Here is a 15,902-nt window from a genome sequence, read left to right as displayed (position 1 = left end):
TGAAGCCTGCTCTTATAGCGATCTTTATGAAGTTGATATACGGATACTAAATCTGTGCTTCCCGATCCGAATATTCCGCCCTCAGCTTTCTGTTGCGCTTATGCGTCTTGACAAGGGTGAAAAATTTGTTGTAGAACCAGAAGGAATAAACGAGTACGGTATTTACCTTGCCAATCCGTTCCTTGGTTGTCCTGCGGTAGAGCGATCCGCCGCAGCCGATAACCTCCTGTGCACGGATACAGTTAATAAGGTCGGTTTCGGTCTGCACCGTGTCGGGAACCTCTGTATAGGCCAGTCCCACACAGTCGGTTTTGTGAGAGTCGCTTCCGCCTACGCCTGGTTTATGGTATTTGTCGGCAAGACGGCAGGCTGTTGCATTGGATTCTTCATCCTCACACGCGTTGAAAACCTCCACAAAGTCAAACTGTTCCACAATTTTCGGGTCACGCCGGTAGGTTCTTGTGTTGCGGAAGCTCATATATTTTTCCCCGCAGGGATGAGCCGGACCGAGCACACCGCCATAGGAATGTACGATGGAAATCAGGATATTAAGAGGCAGGCCGCGCAGCTCCAGAATGCGCAGCTTGATCGTCTCCGGGACGATAACAAGAATATGCCCGGCGCCGATGGTGTCATATTCGATTCCTTTAAAAACTTTAAAGTCCGTATATTTTTTATCCTTCAGATTTTTCTTCCAGAAACGGTAACCGTTGTAGGTGTCGTGGTCTGTGATGACCATGCCGCCGAAGCCTTTTGACTGAAGAAGCTGTATATATTCCTCCATGGAAACCCTGCTGTCAATAGAGCCTTCCTTTACATGGCAATGCATGTCGATTTTCATAACAGGCATACCTCCTTTAACATTATTATTGTAGCCTTTTTCGTTGGATTTGAAAAGGGCAAAACCGATTTTTATTGAAATATATCATTCCATTTTGGACATGTTAATGATAGAATATGTAAGAATGGCCAGAACATTCAATCTTTACAGAAAGGTATCTGAAACAGATGATAAATTTTATCGCCGGAGAAGCCGGAATCAAGACCACAGCATTTATTGGGATTTTATTTGCCTTTGCGGCAACGTGCCTCGTAATGTGGAAGGGAATGGGAATGCTTCCCAGAGATCAGGGAAGGAAATTTGCAGTAGACGGGAAAAAATCCGCCGGTAAACCGAGAGGAGCCGGATTTTTATTTGTCCTGGTATTTATTGCGGCGGCACTTCTTTTTGGACAGGTAAACAGGGAGATGGTGATTTACCTGATACTTACAGGAGCGGCGATGATTACAGGTTTTCTTGATGACTGCGCCAAGACTCCATGGGGAGAGTATAAAAAAGGGTTCCTGGATTTGGTGATTGCGGTTATGGTAGCCGTAACCTTCCTTAACTTTAATTCCAATGATATTACCATCCTTCTTACGGGAACTGCGATAACCGTACCGCCTGTCCTGTTTGGCATTCTAACTGTGGTGCTCGTATGGGTGTCCATTAATGTGACGAACTGTTCGGACGGCGTGGACGGATTATCCGGAACGCTGACCATTATTACGCTGATGATAATATATCTGGTGGATTTGCTGCAGAGCAGGGGCGATAGTTTTTCCTACCTGATTTTACTGTTCTGTGTGTGCATTCTGGGATATCTGTGGTACAATGCCACGCCCAGCAGGCTGATGATGGGGGATGCCGGATCCCGGGCCATGGGGCTGTTTATCAGCATTGCGGTGCTGAAAACAGGAAGCCCTCTTTTGTACATCCCGGTAGCTCTTGTGCTGATCCTGGACGGCGGGCTGGGACTGGTGAAGGTTTTCCTGCTCCGCTTTCTCAAAATCAGAATCCTTACCAGGGTAAGGACCCCGCTTCATGATCAGGCCAGGAAGGTATGGGAATGGTCCAATACGCAGACAGTGTTCCGTTTTGCCATCATTCAGATTATGCTGGGAGCGGCAGTGATTTTTATTGCCCTTTAAAAGATTGCCGGAAGATTGCCCTTTAAAAAGATTGCGCTGTCAGAAGAAGAATGGTAGAATAGCAGATAAGCTTTTTTGGCAGTTTGAAGAAAAAGCCGGTAACTGATGGATAGTCTGCATAAAGGAAGGAAGAAACATATGAAGAATGAGTTATTTTCCATTGGCCCATTTACTGTTTATGGGTATGGACTGATGATAGGAATCGGTATCATTGCGGCATATCTGACGGCGGAAAGCCGGGCAAAGAAGCTGAAGCTGGATCCGGAGAAAATATTCGGGCTGGTGTTGTGGTGCCTTATTTTCGGTTATCTTGGTTCTAAAATACTTTACTGTATTACCGTAATTGATGAAATTATTGCCGATCCGGCTTTTATCCTGCATTCCCTTCAGAACGGCTGGGTGGTTTACGGCGGCCTGATAGGCGGTATTCTGGGCGGATATCTGTACTGCAGGCATAAGAAGGTGAACTTCCTTTCCTACTTTGACCTGGCGGTGCCTTCCGTTGCTCTGGCACAGGGCTTCGGCCGTATCGGCTGTTTCCTGGCTGGCTGCTGCTATGGACGAGAGACTGAAAGTCCTCTGGGAATTACCTTTACCCATTCGGATTTTGCACCGAACGGCGTAGCCCTGATTCCCACGCAGGAAATATCCAGCCTGCTGAATTTTGTAAACTTTTTTATACTAATTAATATTGCAAAAAGGAAGAAGGCGGAAGGGCAGGTCGGCGCGTTTTATCTGATTTTTTACAGTATAGGCCGCTTTATCCTGGAATTTTACCGGGGAGATCTGGGCAGAGGAAGTGTAGGCAGTCTGTCTACCTCTCAGTTTATCGCTATTTTTACCCTGATTGCAGGCATTATCCTGGTAATCGTTTCCCAGATGCTCGCCAATAAAGGGGTCAAGGCCTTTAGGGTCGGCCCTGGTGGAACTGCCTGGCAGGCAGAGCCTGAGAGCGCTGAAGCTGGAGAGGCTGCTTCAGCCGCGGAGAATAAAACGGACGATGAACATCCGGAATCAGATAATACATCAGAGCCGGAAAAGGAAGATGCGCCGGAGGATGCCGCAGAAGATTCCGGAAAGGAATAGAACGGGAACGGCAGACGGTTTTTGGGCAGTATTGAGAATGGACGGACAGTTTTTTTAAGCTGCCGTCCCTTTTTAATGAACTGCCGGATATGGGATTGGAATCGAAGCAGAACTATACGAATATAGATGAATTGCAGGACCGTGGTATGAAAGCTGGTATCTTTTCAGCTTTGCAGCATACTGCGGGGGAATAATTGGATATTTTTACCGGCCAAAATAAAACAGGCGCATGGAAGGTATGCGCGGAAAGGATATGACATGAGAATTGCAGACATGCACTGCGACACCATATCGGAACTGCTGGAGATAAGAAGAAAGGGTGATCCGGAGGAAATCAGGGAGAATACCTTAAGACACAACAAATTACATATTGATCTGGAAAAAATGAAAAAGGGTGGTTACCTTTTTCAGAATTTTGCATTATTTGTGCATCTTCGCGGCTGTGAAAATCCGCTGGAAGAGGTTTTGGAGCTGGCCGATTTATATTATGAAGAGATTGGGAAAAATTCAGATTTGATTCTGCCCGCCTTTTCCTATACGGATATTGAGAACAACAGGGCTGCAGGAAAAATGTCTTCTGTTCTGACAATTGAGGAGGGCGGCGTCTGCAAGGGAAATCCGGCTTTTTTAAGAGATTTATACCGTCTGGGCGTCCGTATGCTTACCCTTACCTGGAACTATCCCAATGAACTGGGGTGGCCCAATCTGGAACAGCCGGAACAGGGAGTTGACAGAGAAAGCTTCCGCCCGGATTTCAGAAAAGCCAATACTACGCAGGGGCTGACGGAGACCGGGATTGCTTTTGTTGAGGAAATGGAGCGGCTGGGCATGATCGTTGATGTGTCCCACCTGTCCGATGCCGGCTTTATGGATGTGCTGCGTGTTTCAAAAAAACCTTTTGTCGCCAGCCATTCCAACGCCCGTTCCGTCTGCAGCTGGGTGAGGAACCTGACGGATGATATGATCCGCCTTCTGGCGGAAAAAGGCGGTGTGACAGGTCTTAATTTTTGCCCTGCATTTCTGACCGACGTTCCGGATGGCGAGGCTACCTATGGTTCGATTGACTCGATTGTAGAGCATGCGAAGCACATTGTGAAGGTGGGAGGGATTGACTGCCTCGGTCTTGGAACTGATTTTGACGGGATCAAGACGCATGATGAGCTGCCGGATGCTTCCTGTATGCCGTTGCTTGTGGACGCATTTGAAAAGGGAGGCTTCCGCGCATCTGAGATTGATAAGATTCTTTCCGGGAATGTACTGAGGGTGTATAAAGAGGTGCTGGGATAAGTATCTTACAGGATTTATAAAAATAAGCAGAAGATATATGAAGGTTTTTGCCCATATGTCTTCTGCTTTCATAGTTAGTTATTTTCATAAATTTAATTGACGTCACCAATAATACAATATAAAGCATTCATTGCTTCATCAGATAATTCAGCAGGAGCGCCCTGATTAGAGCAGGACCAACGAAGACTTTCAATAAATTCATACCACCCTGGGAGAGTAGAAGAATCATTACGAAGGGTTACAGGAAGTTTGCTGCTGGTAAAATATTTTTCATTATTATCTGCAGGAGGAAATAAATACTGAAAGTAATGCATATAACGCTTGGAATTTATTTTATCTTCCTCTGGAAGCCGCGTCCACTCTTCAATTTCAAATGTATCATCACTTAAATCACAATAATACCCTTTTTTTACTTTTAAAATATCTAAACCTGTAAATTTCCATTCTGTTTCAGGATATAATTGCCTTCCCTTCACTCCTTCTCCATATTTAAAATTATAAGCAAAAATTACAGTATCCCCTGCTGTTATGTCCAGAATATTTTTCATAACAGTCTGTGCATTACTGTATCTGAAGGCCCATACTCCCTTGCTGCGTCCACGCAGTACATAATCATTCAGACTGTCACCATCGTTTCGGCCAGCAGAAGGAAGAAAGATGAGCCAGCATTTACTTGCTCTTGATTCATACTCTGAGAGATAATTACCTATTGTGCCATCTACTATATGTTTTGCTTTTTTTAGAAACCAGTAAGAAAAATCAATAGCATCCAATACAGATATATTATCCGAATCTATGAAGGAATCAGCTTTTCGATCATTACTGACAACCAGTATAAATCCCTTCGTGCCGCTGTAGGCATAATCATAAACTTCTTTACCATGATTAAATCTTGATACCTGCCATTCAACTTCGATATTAAGGTAAGAAAGGTCAGTAAATATTATACGGAAATCCGTAATGTGTTTATTGTGTCCATTATAGGAAACAGGATATTCAGGAATTATAACCTTGACTTTTTTCTGTGCTAATCCCTTAAATTTCTCAGGAAACAGGGATAAGAATTTCTTCTTGCTGCCATATGTTAATATTTCATAAATATATCTCTGTAAAGTTTTTTCGTTTATTAATTTTTGATTTTCCATACAGCGTCCTGACATAATCATCCTCCTTAAACGCAAAGCAATATTATGATTATAGCATTGAAAGGTATACTTGTCATACAAATATGATATCTGCAATAAATTTTGTTGCTTTAAAGAGAAAGATGTACTATCATCTATTTAGTTGATGGTACATCTTTATAGCAATATCTTTACTCTTAAAAAATAGTACTAATCAAGAGGATAAATATGGATGCAACAAAAAGGCAAATCACTAAAATCGCAAGAGAAGTAAATAAACTGACTTTGCATACAATGAGGGAGTCAGGTATTGGGACGGGAGAATTTGATCTGATTCATCTGGTAAGACATGAGCCTGGGATTTCCCAGAAGGAAATCAGCTGTCGTTTGAACATGGATAAGGGCGCGGTGGCAAGGAGGGTGGCGAGCCTGGAACAGAAAGGATATCTTATCCGGAGAGGAAACCCTGCAGACGGCCGGAGCCAGCTGCTTTACGCCACTGATAAGGCGGATACTCTTAAAAATTCCAAGTCCTCGGTGGAAGCCGCTTTTTATGAATGGCTTATAGAGGAACTGCCGGAACAGGAGAAAGCGGATTTTTTACAGATTCTTGAGCTTCTTTACCTGCGTTCCAAAACAGAAAGCAGAAATGGCTTTCCCCATGTTACAAAACGGCTGAAGGATGAAGGGGGACAAGCGGAGCATCCCGGACCGGAAACGCTTTCCGGCGGGGAGGAGGACTGAGCATGGAGGGGGATTCTCGGAGAATTGAAAAGCCGGAGCGGATTGCGACCTATTTTCATATGGAAAAATGGACGTTGGCCGTCATAACGGTCACCGGTATTTTTTACAACGTGGGTATGACGGCAGGCCCCTGGTTTGAAGGTCAGCTGGCTCAGCGTCTGTGTGATATTATTCTGGGGAAAAAAGTTTTTGCGGATATGGTGGGGCTGGCATTGCTCTATGTGGCCGTTATCCTTGTGGTGCAGACCATGCGTTATATGAAACGGCTGTTTGTCAGGCGGTTTGCAAACCATATTAACCGGGACATGAAGCAGGTCCTTTACCGCAGCCTGGTGCATAAGAAAAAAGAAGAGCTGGAGAAGGAAAGCGCAGGCGCCATGATGACCAGAGCGATTTCCGATGTGGATGTCTGTGTGGAAGGGATGAGGAAATTCACGACGGAAATTTTTGACACGGGCGTGGTCATGGCGGCTTATCTCGTTATGCTGTTTATTTATGACTGGCGCCTTACATTGCTTTCCATGTGTTTTCCTCCGGCCGCATATTTCATTGCGGAGAAGCTGAAAAAGACAGTATCACGCTGTGCTGCGGCCGGAAAGGAAAGCGCAGGGCGTTTGAATGAGGCCACGCTTGATCGTGTGGAAAACGCATTGACCTACCGGGTCTACGGACAGGACGAGAACAGGAATGCCGACTATGAAATCTGCCTTGCTGATTATGAGAAAAAAGCAGTGAGTGCGAATATCTGGGAAAACGCCATGCAGCCTTTGTATCAGATCATATCCATGATGGGAGCTGTTTTTATTCTGTGGTTTGGCGGCAAAAATGTGCTGGGCAGCGGCTGGACCGCCTGGGACATCGCGGCATTTACCACATTTCTTTCCTGCTTTACCAAGCTGGCTGCCAAATCCTCCAAGGCGGCCAAGCTGTTTAATTCGGTGCAGAAGGCACAGGTGTCATGGAAACGGATTCAGCCTTTTATGCAGGATGCGGAGCCGGAACAGGATATAACAGCAGGGAAGCCGGCGGGTCTTGTGGTATCCGGACTGTCCTTTTCCTACCAGGGCGGCCCTCCGGTCTTTCAGGAGGTTTCCTTCTCAGCCGGCCCGGGTGAAATCATTGGCGTAACTGGTCCGGTCGCCTGCGGAAAATCCACCCTGGGAAGAGTGTTCCTTCAGGAGTCCGCTTACCAGGGAAGCATCCGTATTGGCGGGCGGGAACTGTCCGGAATGACGCAGGAGGAGCTCAGCGGCATGGTAGGATACATGGGACATCAGCCGGAGCTTATCAGTGCGGATATTGAAGAAAATATCCTGCTGGGCGATGAAGAAAATGCACTAAAATATCTGCGTGCGGTCCGTATGGAAGAAGAAACTGCCAAAATGCCGGATGGAATACATACGCTTGTGGGAAACGGCGGTGTGCGTCTGTCGGGAGGACAGCAGGCGAGAATCGCACTGGCAAGGACGCTCTGCCACAGAAAGCCGGTAATGATACTGGATGATCCTTTTTCCGCAGTGGACACAGAAACGGAAAAAGAAATTATGAAAAATCTAAGGGAATTGGCCCGCGACAGCATTGTCCTTCTTCTGACACACAGGCTGGCGCTTTTTCCTGAACTGAATCAGGTGCTCTGGATGTCCGATGGCAGGGTTACCGTATCCTGCCATGAGGAGCTGATGAGAACGAACGCTGATTATGCCGATTTATATCGGATGCAGGAGAAGGGAGGCGGACACCATGAAGCATAGAAGCCCGGTATTTTCCTCCGCTCTGGTTACGATAAGAGAACATTCCTTGCTTACCGCCGGCCTACTGTTTACAATTGCAGGAGCGACTATTCTGGGAATCTTACCGCCGCTGGTTCTGGAGACATTGATTAACCGGCTGACAGAAGGCAGGACCTTTTCGACGTTCCTTGTATTTTTCTATTTTTTTCTCCTGACTGCCGCCGGCCTCTTTGACGCATCCAAAGAAAGCCTGATTACGGTTTTCGGGCAGAAGATTACCCGGAGGCTGCGCCATGAGATGTGTGCCAAGCTTTCCAGGCTTCCTGCCGCTTATTTCCAGAAGAACGAACCCGGCGTTACGACTTCCCGTTTTGTTAATGACGTAGATACGGTGGAGGCGCTCTTTACCTCCGGAATAATCGGCATGGCCGCAGATCTATGTAAGGTAATCAGTATTCTTGCCGTTATTTTCGTTAAAAGCAAAGGCCTGGGAATCCTGATGATGCTCGTTACCCCGCTTTTATATGTGTTGACGCGCCTGTTTCAGAAGCGTATGCTTTCCGCCCAGCTGGTCAACCGGGCGGCGGTTGGACGGGCGAATAATCATGTGCCGGAAACGATAAAAAATATCAGAATGATCCGTTCCTTCCATAAAGAAGCTTTTATGGAAAAAAAGTACGGCAGCTATATACAGCAAAGCTACCATGCGGTGGAAAAAGCCAATTTCTATGACGCAGTCTATTCTCCGATAGTCATTACGATAAGCTCGGTATTGATTGCGGTTATGATGATTTTTGCTGCAAAAGGGGGAGCGATGCAGGCTTTTTTCGGTATGTCTGCCGGAACGGCGGTCGCGGTTATCGCCTATGTGGGAAAAGTATTCGAACCATTGGAAAGCATCGGCATGGAAATACAGAATATTCAGTCTGCGGTGGCCGGCGTGTACAGAATTAATGAATTCCTGCGGGAAGAAGAACGGAAAATGCCGCCGGAGGATATAGAACTGCCAAAGCTCCGGAATATCCAAAACAGTTATTCCGCCCACTTCGGCGCACCCCCTGGCGCCGGAACCAATATGCCTGCGGCGGAGCTTGATAAGGTAAGCTTTGGCTATGAAAGGGAACAGGAAATACTTCATGACGTGGATTTGACGGTGATGCCCGGAGAGAATGTAACTCTTATCGGCCGCACCGGCGCGGGGAAAAGTACAATTTTCAAGCTTTTGCTGGGGTTGTACCGCCCCCGGAGCGGCCGGATAAGGATATTCGGAATGGACGCGGATCAGATTCCGGACAGGCAGAAAAGAAAGCTTTTCGGATATGTGGAGCAGTCCTTTCCCGTAATTCCAGGTACCATAGCAGATCAGATTACGCTTAAAAGCCCGGATATTTCCGCGGAACAGATAGAAAAAGCGCTGAAAACAGCAGGCCTGTGGGAATCTGTCAATGCTTTGGAAAAGGGCTGGGATACTCCTTACAAGCCCGGCCTGTTCTCTCAGGGACAGCTGCAGCTGCTGTCCATTGCAAGAGCGGTAGCGGCTGATCCGGCTATACTTTTGCTGGACGAAATTACCGCCAATCTGGATTCAGTTACCGAAAAAAAAGTCCTGGCAGCGCTGCAGGAGGCATCAAAACGGCGTACTGTAATTTCCATATCACACCGCCTGTATCAGCAGACGGGCGACAGAAGATTCCGTGTGGACGGGAAAAAGGGTGGCTGGGAAAACGAAGATATGTTAAACTGACGATGTAAAAGGAAAGCAGGAGGTGAGGCATTGAAAATTATAATTGAGGAGCCGAAGGAATCTGAAGAAGAACAGATTATTTTCAGATGCCGTGAAATGACTCCTGAGCTTCTCCAAATCATAGCCCGCCTTAAAGCGCAGGAGGGACTGGTTGTAAACCTTGGGACGCAAATCCACCGCATCCGGCCATCCGATATTTATTATATTGAAGTGGTGGAGAATAAAACCTTTTTTTACTGTAAAGAGGCAGTGTATGAGTCAAAACAGAAGCTTTACGAGCTGGAGGAATCCCTGGCCAACAGTGATATGCTGCGGATATCAAAATCTGTGATGCTGAATCTGAGTAAAATAAAAAGCCTCAGCCCTGCGCTGAACGGCAGGTTTGAAGCCATTCTGGATAATGGGGAACGGGTTATCATTTCCAGACAATACGTTGCCGGCCTGAAAAAGAGGCTGGGGATTTAGGAGGGATATATAATGCCTGTCAGGGATCTGCTGAAAGTGATGTTCCAATCTTTTTTTGTCATAGTGACAGGGGTGACCCTGGCCATGTATTTGTCCTGCCTGATTTTTTATCCGGAGGCGGTTTTTTCGCCTGTTGATATTGGCGGGATTCTGCTGGTGGGCCTGCTCAGTGACGCCACCTTTCTTGTATTCTGTTCCCGGAAGGAGCTTGGTAAAAAGAAAATGCTTCTGCGTTTCTGTATCCATATTCCTCTGGTGGTGGCCGTTGTGCTGTGGTTTGCATGGCGATGGAACTGGATTAATATACACAGGGCGGCGGAGGTTGCTGTATATATTCTTCTTATACTGGGGGTGTATGCCATTACGCTGGCCGTTTCCTTCTATCAGGATAAAAAAACGGCAGACAGGATGAATGACAGCCTGAAGGAGCGGTATCATACAGAATAAGAATGTGGTTTTCCAGGCCGGATGTACGGTGTTTTTCCTATTCTGCTGATACTGCCGGCCGGAAGTGTTTTTGTACAGGAATGTTTTTCCATAATGGATTTTTATGGGACGGGGCGAAGCTTACCGTCCCTTTTTTGCATCTTACCTCCATAATTCTGCAGGATACGATATCGCTGGTTGCCGGGACAGGCAGCAAAGCTTTATACTGACCAGACAGGAAAATTTCAAACTGTTTTTCAGGATAAGAGAAGCAGCCGGAGTAAAAAGTGCCTGCAGGTGCGGCGGATAGGAGCAGAAATGAAAAGGAACGGCCGAAAAAAGAACATGGTCTGGATTGTACTGATAATAGTTGTGGTACTGGTTTTGCTGGCAGCAGGGGGAGCGTGGCTTGCGTTCCGGGAGGAACTGGCGATTACAGGGAGTATCCGGAAGGAATCGGAGGAACTTCAGGTCTATTACATGGAAGTAAACGGAGACTATCATTTTCAGGAATTCCTGGAAGCGGGCGGGGCTTCTTCCGACGATGAAGTGGCTGCCTTTCTTACCCAATATATATCAAAAGGCTTTTACTCTGTTGAAATAGAAGAGAGCAGCCCCGGATGCAGCGTAATCTCCGCAATGGATGAAAATGGGAAGCATGTGTGGGGACGCAATTTTGACTGGACAGAAACTGTGACGGTTCTTGTAAAATGTGTTCCTGATGACGGCTATGCTTCCATATCCACCTGTGATCTGCAGAATATTACAAACAGCACGGAGCTCAGGCCGGATAATCTTATGAATAAAATGCTTACGATAGCGGCTCTTTATGTCCCCATGGACGGAATTAATGAGGCGGGGCTCTGTGTCGCTGATTTGGAGGTCAATGAAGGCGGTATGACAGATATGGATACCGACAGGCCGGATCTGACTATGACAACAGCAACCCGGCTGCTGCTGAATCAGGCAGCAACGGTTGACGAGGCGATAGCGCTGCTTGAAAAATATGATATCCATGCATCGGGCGGCATCAGCCATCATCTGGCTGTTTCCGATGCCACGGGAAAATCCGTTGTACTGGAGTTTATGGACGGGAAGATGATCACTGTGAACGCCAGCTGCGCCACCAATTTTAATCTGGCGAAGGGCGACAGCTCTGCCGGCGGGGAAAACGCGCAGAAGCGCTATGAAGAACTGTGCTCCGCTTATGAAGCAAACGCAGGAGTAATGACGAGACAGCAGGTGACGGAGGTTCTCAGGCGGACTGCGCAGGAGGGGGAATGGAAGACGCGATGGTCCATGGCGTACGATCAGGAAACACAAAGCATCAGCTACTGGTTTGACGGCGATTTCGGTAATGAATATCAGATATCGCTGGAGCATGCCTCTGCCACATACTGAAGCGACAAAACTTTAGTTCCGGTTTTAGTAAAAAGGCGTTTGACCAGGATGTTTTATCCAATTATGATATTATCAATTTGTTTGATTATTACCGGCCTTTCATATAATCACTTTTCACGCGAATTTTCTTTTTGTCATAAAACATTCATAATTTCTTAAGTTTTCCTTATATGGACAATAAATACTGCTTATGCTATGATTAATTGCATGGGACAATACAATTAAGATAATTTGCCGCAGCTGTGCGTAAACGGAACAGCTGCTGCTTATTTTATATATACAGGAAGAAGTGAAGAATGAATATGGATAACAGAAGAAGAAATCCTTCGCATTACAATAACCGTCACAGGAAAAGAAGAAAACGGAAAATAAGCCCGCTGGAATACCCGTCAATGCTCGTAAAGTGGATGATTAAGAATAAAGCCATGTCCGCAGTGCTGGGAGTTCTGCTGGCAGTTGTGATTGGAACCATTATTTTAGTCAGCTGGGGCATGAGTAAAGGGAAAACGGAGAAGGCTTCCGGTGAAGCGGAAGGCTCTTCACAGGAAACAGCTTCCCAGGAGGAAAGCGGACAAACAGGAGAATCACAGGAGGCTGCGGAACCGCTGCTTGAAAATGCCTACCCTGAGGTAAATGAACTGATAACCCGTTATTATGCGGCGCTGCAGTCCGATGATCTGGATACAGTAAAGTCTCTGCTTGATTATTCGGAGGATAAGGAACTTCTTCGTATGCAGGAGAACAGCTCCCACATTGAGTCCTATAACAATATTGTCTGCTATACGAAATCCGGTTTGGAACCGGACAGCTATGTGGTATACGCCTGCTATGATGTGAAATTCGAAGGTTTTGATACGCTGGTTCCCGGACTTACGCCTTTTTATGTAAGCAAAAACGCGGAAGGAAGCTTCTATATTCATGACTGGGAGCACGATCCCGAGGCGGCCGCCTATTCCAACGAAGTTACGGCGCAGGCGGATGTCACTGCACTGTACGACAGAATCAGGACCGGAGCGGAAGAGAAGAAAGCGGGGGACGAAGCGCTTTCCGCATTCCTGGCAGGCTATGTGGATGATATGAAGGTAGCTGTTGGAGAAGCGCTGACGGAACAGAAGAACGCACCGGAAAGCCCGGAAGCGTCTGCAGAGAATACACAGTCTCAGGAAGACACGTCAAAGGGAGACACGTCAAAGGGAGGCACGGGTATGCCATCTTCAGAGCCAGAACCGGCACCTACACCCTCTCAGCCAGCTGCCAATTCCGGCAAGGTGCCTAACAGTGGTGAATTTACGGTTTCGGAAACCGTAAACGTAAGAAAGAGCGCCAATGAAAATTCCGACAGAATCGGAGTGTGTTATTCAGGAGAGAAGCTTGAAATACTGATGAAACAGGCAGATGGCTGGACACGCGTTAAGTTCCAGGGCGAGACTGGATATGTAAAATCAGATGTTTTAAAATAAACCGTGAATTATCTATACAGTAAAAAAGGAAGGGAATTCCTGTATGATACAGGAAAATCCACTTCCTTTTTTTACTTTATGCCGCCAAACAGCTTTTTGCCGATATAAATAAAAATGCATGCACCCACTACGGATACAATCAGGTTTGCAAGAAAACCATGAGCATAAAAACCAATCAGGCCGAAGAGGAAGCTGCCAATCATACCGCCGACGATACCTGTAATGATATTGCGGAGAGTACCGCCTGTTGTTTTCATGATTCTGCTGGAAATCCAGCCGGCAAGAGCCCCATATAAAATGGATAATAAAAAGGATATCATTCGTTACCTCCTGTGTTTCATTCGTATTTGTCTATCTATCATAATCAATTCCCGCAGAAAAAGCAAGAAACTTATTCGGCAGGGGTGGCAAAGTTGATTCAGCGGGTTCTGTAACCGCCTCTGGCCTGGTAATTTTGTATTATCCTGCGCAGCGAAGAGGCTGTTTTTCACCGCGTCCAAAAAGGGGAACAGCCTCTTGGCCGTTCCCCCTGCAAGTTTTATTTCTGAGAAAGAAGCCTGATAATTTCCCGGTTGCATTTTCCCCTGAAAGAAAGCAGCCAGGAGGCTTCGCGCGGATACTGTTTGAAGGTAACGGGCGTATCCAGGCCATCCTCCATAAGGGCAATAACCGTATCCCTGTCGGTCAGCTCTTCCAGCAGCTGCAGAACCCTCATATCCTGAAGACCCTCCATCAGCACCTCAGCCCGTATGGAAGCCACCGGGCCGTCCTCGCCCGGATAAACAAGGAAGGCATCGCCGGAAGGAAATGCGCAGGCAGCGTCGGTAACGCAGTAAGGATTAATGCGGTAGCGGGAAAGCGAAGCATTCCAGAAATTAAAGCCCCACTGCAAAAAGCCCCGGATACTGAATTTATAAAGCTGGATACCGAGAATCCTGTTTCTCTGTGACGGCATACAGAAGAAGCGGTTGGACACCTCCTGATACTGCCCGCAGCAATAGTAGGTCCAAAGGCCGGGAACCTTATTCTCCAGAAATGGTTCAATATGGTTATTGCTGCATACAGGAACGCCCACCAGCCCCTGGGCATAAAATTCATAGTCCGACAGCGCATCCATAATGGGAAGGCCGTCAATCTGGGACTCCAGAAGCTTTTTCGCATACAGGTAGGCGGGAATATGCTGCCTGGAGGGCTCGTCTGAAACATGGAAATAGCAGCGACCGCGCAGCTGATGCCCATCAATGAATTCCATCAGCCCAGGCAGAAATGCTTCCAGAAATTCCCTGTACTCATCACTCGCCGCATCCGTAGCCCAGCCGAATATCTGCTTTACCGTCTCTTTTCCCTGCATCCCTTCCCCTGTGTTTGCAACCTTTGCCATAATTTTAGGCGCATGTCCTGCTCCCCACTGTGTGAAAAGATGGGAGAACTCCATATAACGGATACCGCTGCGTTCACAAAGGGAAAGCCAGCGTTCCAGTTTTTCGAAATTGAAGGTATAGGTACCGTCCGAAAGAGATACATCTATCAGCTGCACCGTTGTGCGTTCTCCTCCCGGAGCCGTATCCAGCGGAGGGGTGAAAAGAGGCGTCAGAAGCATGTTGACACCATATTTTGCAGCTTCCTTCATGTATTTTTCCACAAGCGTCCAGTATTCTTCACTGAAAACAGGAGTTTTGTACCAGTCAGCAATACAGTCTGTATGGAACCATTCCGTATGAAGCAGCGTCTGCTCCGGAAGACGGGCATCCAGACGTTCCACAGTAAAGGTACAGCTCCCGAGAACAGCTCCATCATCACAGGTAAAGGTGATAGTAAGATCATAGCTTCCTGCCGGAAGCATGCATTCTGCCGGAACCGTAAACCACAGGCCACGCCATTGACCGGGTATCAACGTGAGAGGCTCCTTTACCGGATAGAGAGGATCCGGATACAGTCCGGGCGTGGTACGCAGCAGAAAATCATCCGCCTCCGGAAAAATCGGAAGCTCACTGGGTACAAGCCCTGTCTGTCTGAATACAACTTCATCCTTCAGGGAACCGGACAGCGCCACGTTTGCGTGAAGAATCTGCGGGCCTTCCAGGCAATAGGCGGCCTGAAAAGAAAAACGCTCATTCAGAAACATGGCGGCGCCGGTACATGGAGTCTGCGGCTGGAACGGCTCATCCGGAAAAATTTTATCCAGAGAGCTGACTATAAGTAAAGTAAATTTTGTGTCGCTCATATATAATCCCCCTATATTAATAATTATGGCATAAGAATAGCAAAATTTCTGAAAAAACTCCATAGTGGTACAGTAAATGAAGCAGAATGTGCAAAGAAAAGTGCCAATATGGATACAGGTTGTAAGAAGTCATGATATATTGTCAGTAAACTAATAAAAAAACACTTTCAGAACATTCTGTTTGTATATTTTCTGTTGGGGTATCCGATAGTTTCCCATAATGTTTTCGTAAAACGGCCG

The 15,902-nt window shown here is 46.8% G+C and carries 14 protein-coding genes; 10 read left to right on the top strand and 4 right to left on the bottom strand.

Annotated features, from left to right (window positions below):
* Positions 1–46: 46 nt before the first annotated feature.
* Positions 47–841 carry a PHP domain-containing protein gene (locus HMPREF1548_RS09740; protein ID WP_025489767.1) on the bottom strand — a complete coding sequence of 265 codons (795 nt, stop codon included), beginning with the start codon at positions 839–841 and terminating at the stop codon, positions 47–49.
* 167 nt (positions 842–1,008) lie between these two features.
* Here HMPREF1548_RS09740 and HMPREF1548_RS09735 point away from each other — a divergent pair, with 167 nt between their 5' ends.
* From HMPREF1548_RS09735 to HMPREF1548_RS09725, 3 genes are all read left to right on the top strand, one after another.
* On the top strand, positions 1,009–1,971 hold the full coding sequence (locus tag HMPREF1548_RS09735) for an MraY family glycosyltransferase (protein ID WP_021635854.1): 963 nt from the start codon (positions 1,009–1,011) through the stop codon (positions 1,969–1,971).
* Positions 1,972–2,109: 138 nt separating this feature from the next.
* Entirely contained in the window at positions 2,110–3,057 is a 948-nt protein-coding gene (locus HMPREF1548_RS09730; RefSeq protein ID WP_051358356.1) for a prolipoprotein diacylglyceryl transferase, read from the top strand.
* Between the two features lie 258 nt (positions 3,058–3,315).
* On the top strand, positions 3,316–4,344 hold the full coding sequence (locus HMPREF1548_RS09725; protein WP_021635852.1) for a dipeptidase: 1,029 nt from the start codon (positions 3,316–3,318) through the stop codon (positions 4,342–4,344).
* A 92-nt stretch (positions 4,345–4,436) separates the two neighbouring features.
* Here the strand turns inward: HMPREF1548_RS09725 and HMPREF1548_RS09720 are convergent, their stop codons facing one another.
* Positions 4,437–5,504, bottom strand: coding sequence for a hypothetical protein (locus HMPREF1548_RS09720; protein WP_035321662.1), 1,068 nt, complete (start codon positions 5,502–5,504; stop codon positions 4,437–4,439).
* Between the two features lie 192 nt (positions 5,505–5,696).
* On the opposite strand from HMPREF1548_RS09720, the gene HMPREF1548_RS09715 reads away from it, so the two are divergent.
* The 7 genes from HMPREF1548_RS09715 (at position 5,697) to HMPREF1548_RS09680 (ending at position 13,438) form a co-directional block, all read left to right on the top strand.
* Complete coding sequence (locus HMPREF1548_RS09715; protein WP_021635850.1) at positions 5,697–6,212, top strand: MarR family winged helix-turn-helix transcriptional regulator; 516 nt, start codon at positions 5,697–5,699, stop codon at positions 6,210–6,212.
* 2 nt (positions 6,213–6,214) lie between these two features.
* Positions 6,215–7,963, top strand: a complete 1,749-nt coding sequence (locus tag HMPREF1548_RS09710) for an ABC transporter ATP-binding protein (protein WP_021635849.1) — start codon at positions 6,215–6,217, stop codon at positions 7,961–7,963.
* On the top strand, positions 7,953–9,686 hold the full coding sequence (locus HMPREF1548_RS09705) for an ABC transporter ATP-binding protein (RefSeq protein WP_021635848.1): 1,734 nt from the start codon (positions 7,953–7,955) through the stop codon (positions 9,684–9,686). The genes HMPREF1548_RS09710 and HMPREF1548_RS09705 overlap by 11 nt, the downstream gene beginning before the upstream one ends.
* 30 nt (positions 9,687–9,716) lie before the next feature.
* On the top strand, positions 9,717–10,151 hold the full coding sequence (locus tag HMPREF1548_RS09700; RefSeq protein ID WP_021635847.1) for a LytTR family DNA-binding domain-containing protein: 435 nt from the start codon (positions 9,717–9,719) through the stop codon (positions 10,149–10,151).
* Positions 10,152–10,163: 12 nt separating this feature from the next.
* Entirely contained in the window at positions 10,164–10,598 is a 435-nt protein-coding gene (locus HMPREF1548_RS09695; RefSeq protein ID WP_021635846.1) for a DUF3021 family protein, read from the top strand.
* Positions 10,599–10,895: 297 nt separating this feature from the next.
* Entirely contained in the window at positions 10,896–11,978 is a 1,083-nt protein-coding gene (locus tag HMPREF1548_RS09685; RefSeq protein ID WP_035321710.1) for a linear amide C-N hydrolase, read from the top strand.
* Positions 11,979–12,274: 296 nt separating this feature from the next.
* On the top strand, positions 12,275–13,438 hold the full coding sequence (locus tag HMPREF1548_RS09680; RefSeq protein WP_051358355.1) for an SH3 domain-containing protein: 1,164 nt from the start codon (positions 12,275–12,277) through the stop codon (positions 13,436–13,438).
* 71 nt (positions 13,439–13,509) lie between these two features.
* On the opposite strand, the gene HMPREF1548_RS09675 is transcribed toward HMPREF1548_RS09680, so the two are convergent.
* The gene (locus HMPREF1548_RS09675; protein ID WP_021635842.1) at positions 13,510–13,758 is read right to left on the bottom strand and encodes a GlsB/YeaQ/YmgE family stress response membrane protein; all 249 of its coding nucleotides are present in this window, start codon (positions 13,756–13,758) and stop codon (positions 13,510–13,512) included.
* A 218-nt stretch (positions 13,759–13,976) separates the two neighbouring features.
* Complete coding sequence (locus tag HMPREF1548_RS09670) at positions 13,977–15,662, bottom strand: DUF4091 domain-containing protein (RefSeq protein WP_035321660.1); 1,686 nt, start codon at positions 15,660–15,662, stop codon at positions 13,977–13,979.
* Positions 15,663–15,902 lie beyond the last annotated feature (240 nt).

The sequence above is a fragment of the Clostridium sp. KLE 1755 genome (genome assembly GCF_000466465.2).
Taxonomy (GTDB): Bacteria; Bacillota; Clostridia; order Lachnospirales; family Lachnospiraceae; genus Eisenbergiella; species Eisenbergiella porci.
The sequence above is the reverse complement of the archived record's forward strand: the minus strand, read 5'-3'. Positions and strand labels throughout refer to the sequence as shown.

Coding starts and splice junctions, on each gene's coding strand:
- HMPREF1548_RS09740 (WP_025489767.1), bottom strand. CDS start 841: ATGAAAATCGACATGCATTGCCATGTAAAGGAAGGCTCTATTGACAGC.
- HMPREF1548_RS09735 (WP_021635854.1), top strand. CDS start 1,009: ATGATAAATTTTATCGCCGGAGAAGCCGGAATCAAGACCACAGCATTT.
- HMPREF1548_RS09730 (WP_051358356.1), top strand. CDS start 2,110: ATGAAGAATGAGTTATTTTCCATTGGCCCATTTACTGTTTATGGGTAT.
- HMPREF1548_RS09725 (WP_021635852.1), top strand. CDS start 3,316: ATGAGAATTGCAGACATGCACTGCGACACCATATCGGAACTGCTGGAG.
- HMPREF1548_RS09720 (WP_035321662.1), bottom strand. CDS start 5,504: ATGTCAGGACGCTGTATGGAAAATCAAAAATTAATAAACGAAAAAACT.
- HMPREF1548_RS09715 (WP_021635850.1), top strand. CDS start 5,697: ATGGATGCAACAAAAAGGCAAATCACTAAAATCGCAAGAGAAGTAAAT.
- HMPREF1548_RS09710 (WP_021635849.1), top strand. CDS start 6,215: ATGGAGGGGGATTCTCGGAGAATTGAAAAGCCGGAGCGGATTGCGACC.
- HMPREF1548_RS09705 (WP_021635848.1), top strand. CDS start 7,953: ATGAAGCATAGAAGCCCGGTATTTTCCTCCGCTCTGGTTACGATAAGA.
- HMPREF1548_RS09695 (WP_021635846.1), top strand. CDS start 10,164: ATGCCTGTCAGGGATCTGCTGAAAGTGATGTTCCAATCTTTTTTTGTC.
- HMPREF1548_RS09685 (WP_035321710.1), top strand. CDS start 10,896: ATGAAAAGGAACGGCCGAAAAAAGAACATGGTCTGGATTGTACTGATA.
- HMPREF1548_RS09680 (WP_051358355.1), top strand. CDS start 12,275: ATGAATATGGATAACAGAAGAAGAAATCCTTCGCATTACAATAACCGT.
- HMPREF1548_RS09675 (WP_021635842.1), bottom strand. CDS start 13,758: ATGATATCCTTTTTATTATCCATTTTATATGGGGCTCTTGCCGGCTGG.
- HMPREF1548_RS09670 (WP_035321660.1), bottom strand. CDS start 15,662: ATGAGCGACACAAAATTTACTTTACTTATAGTCAGCTCTCTGGATAAA.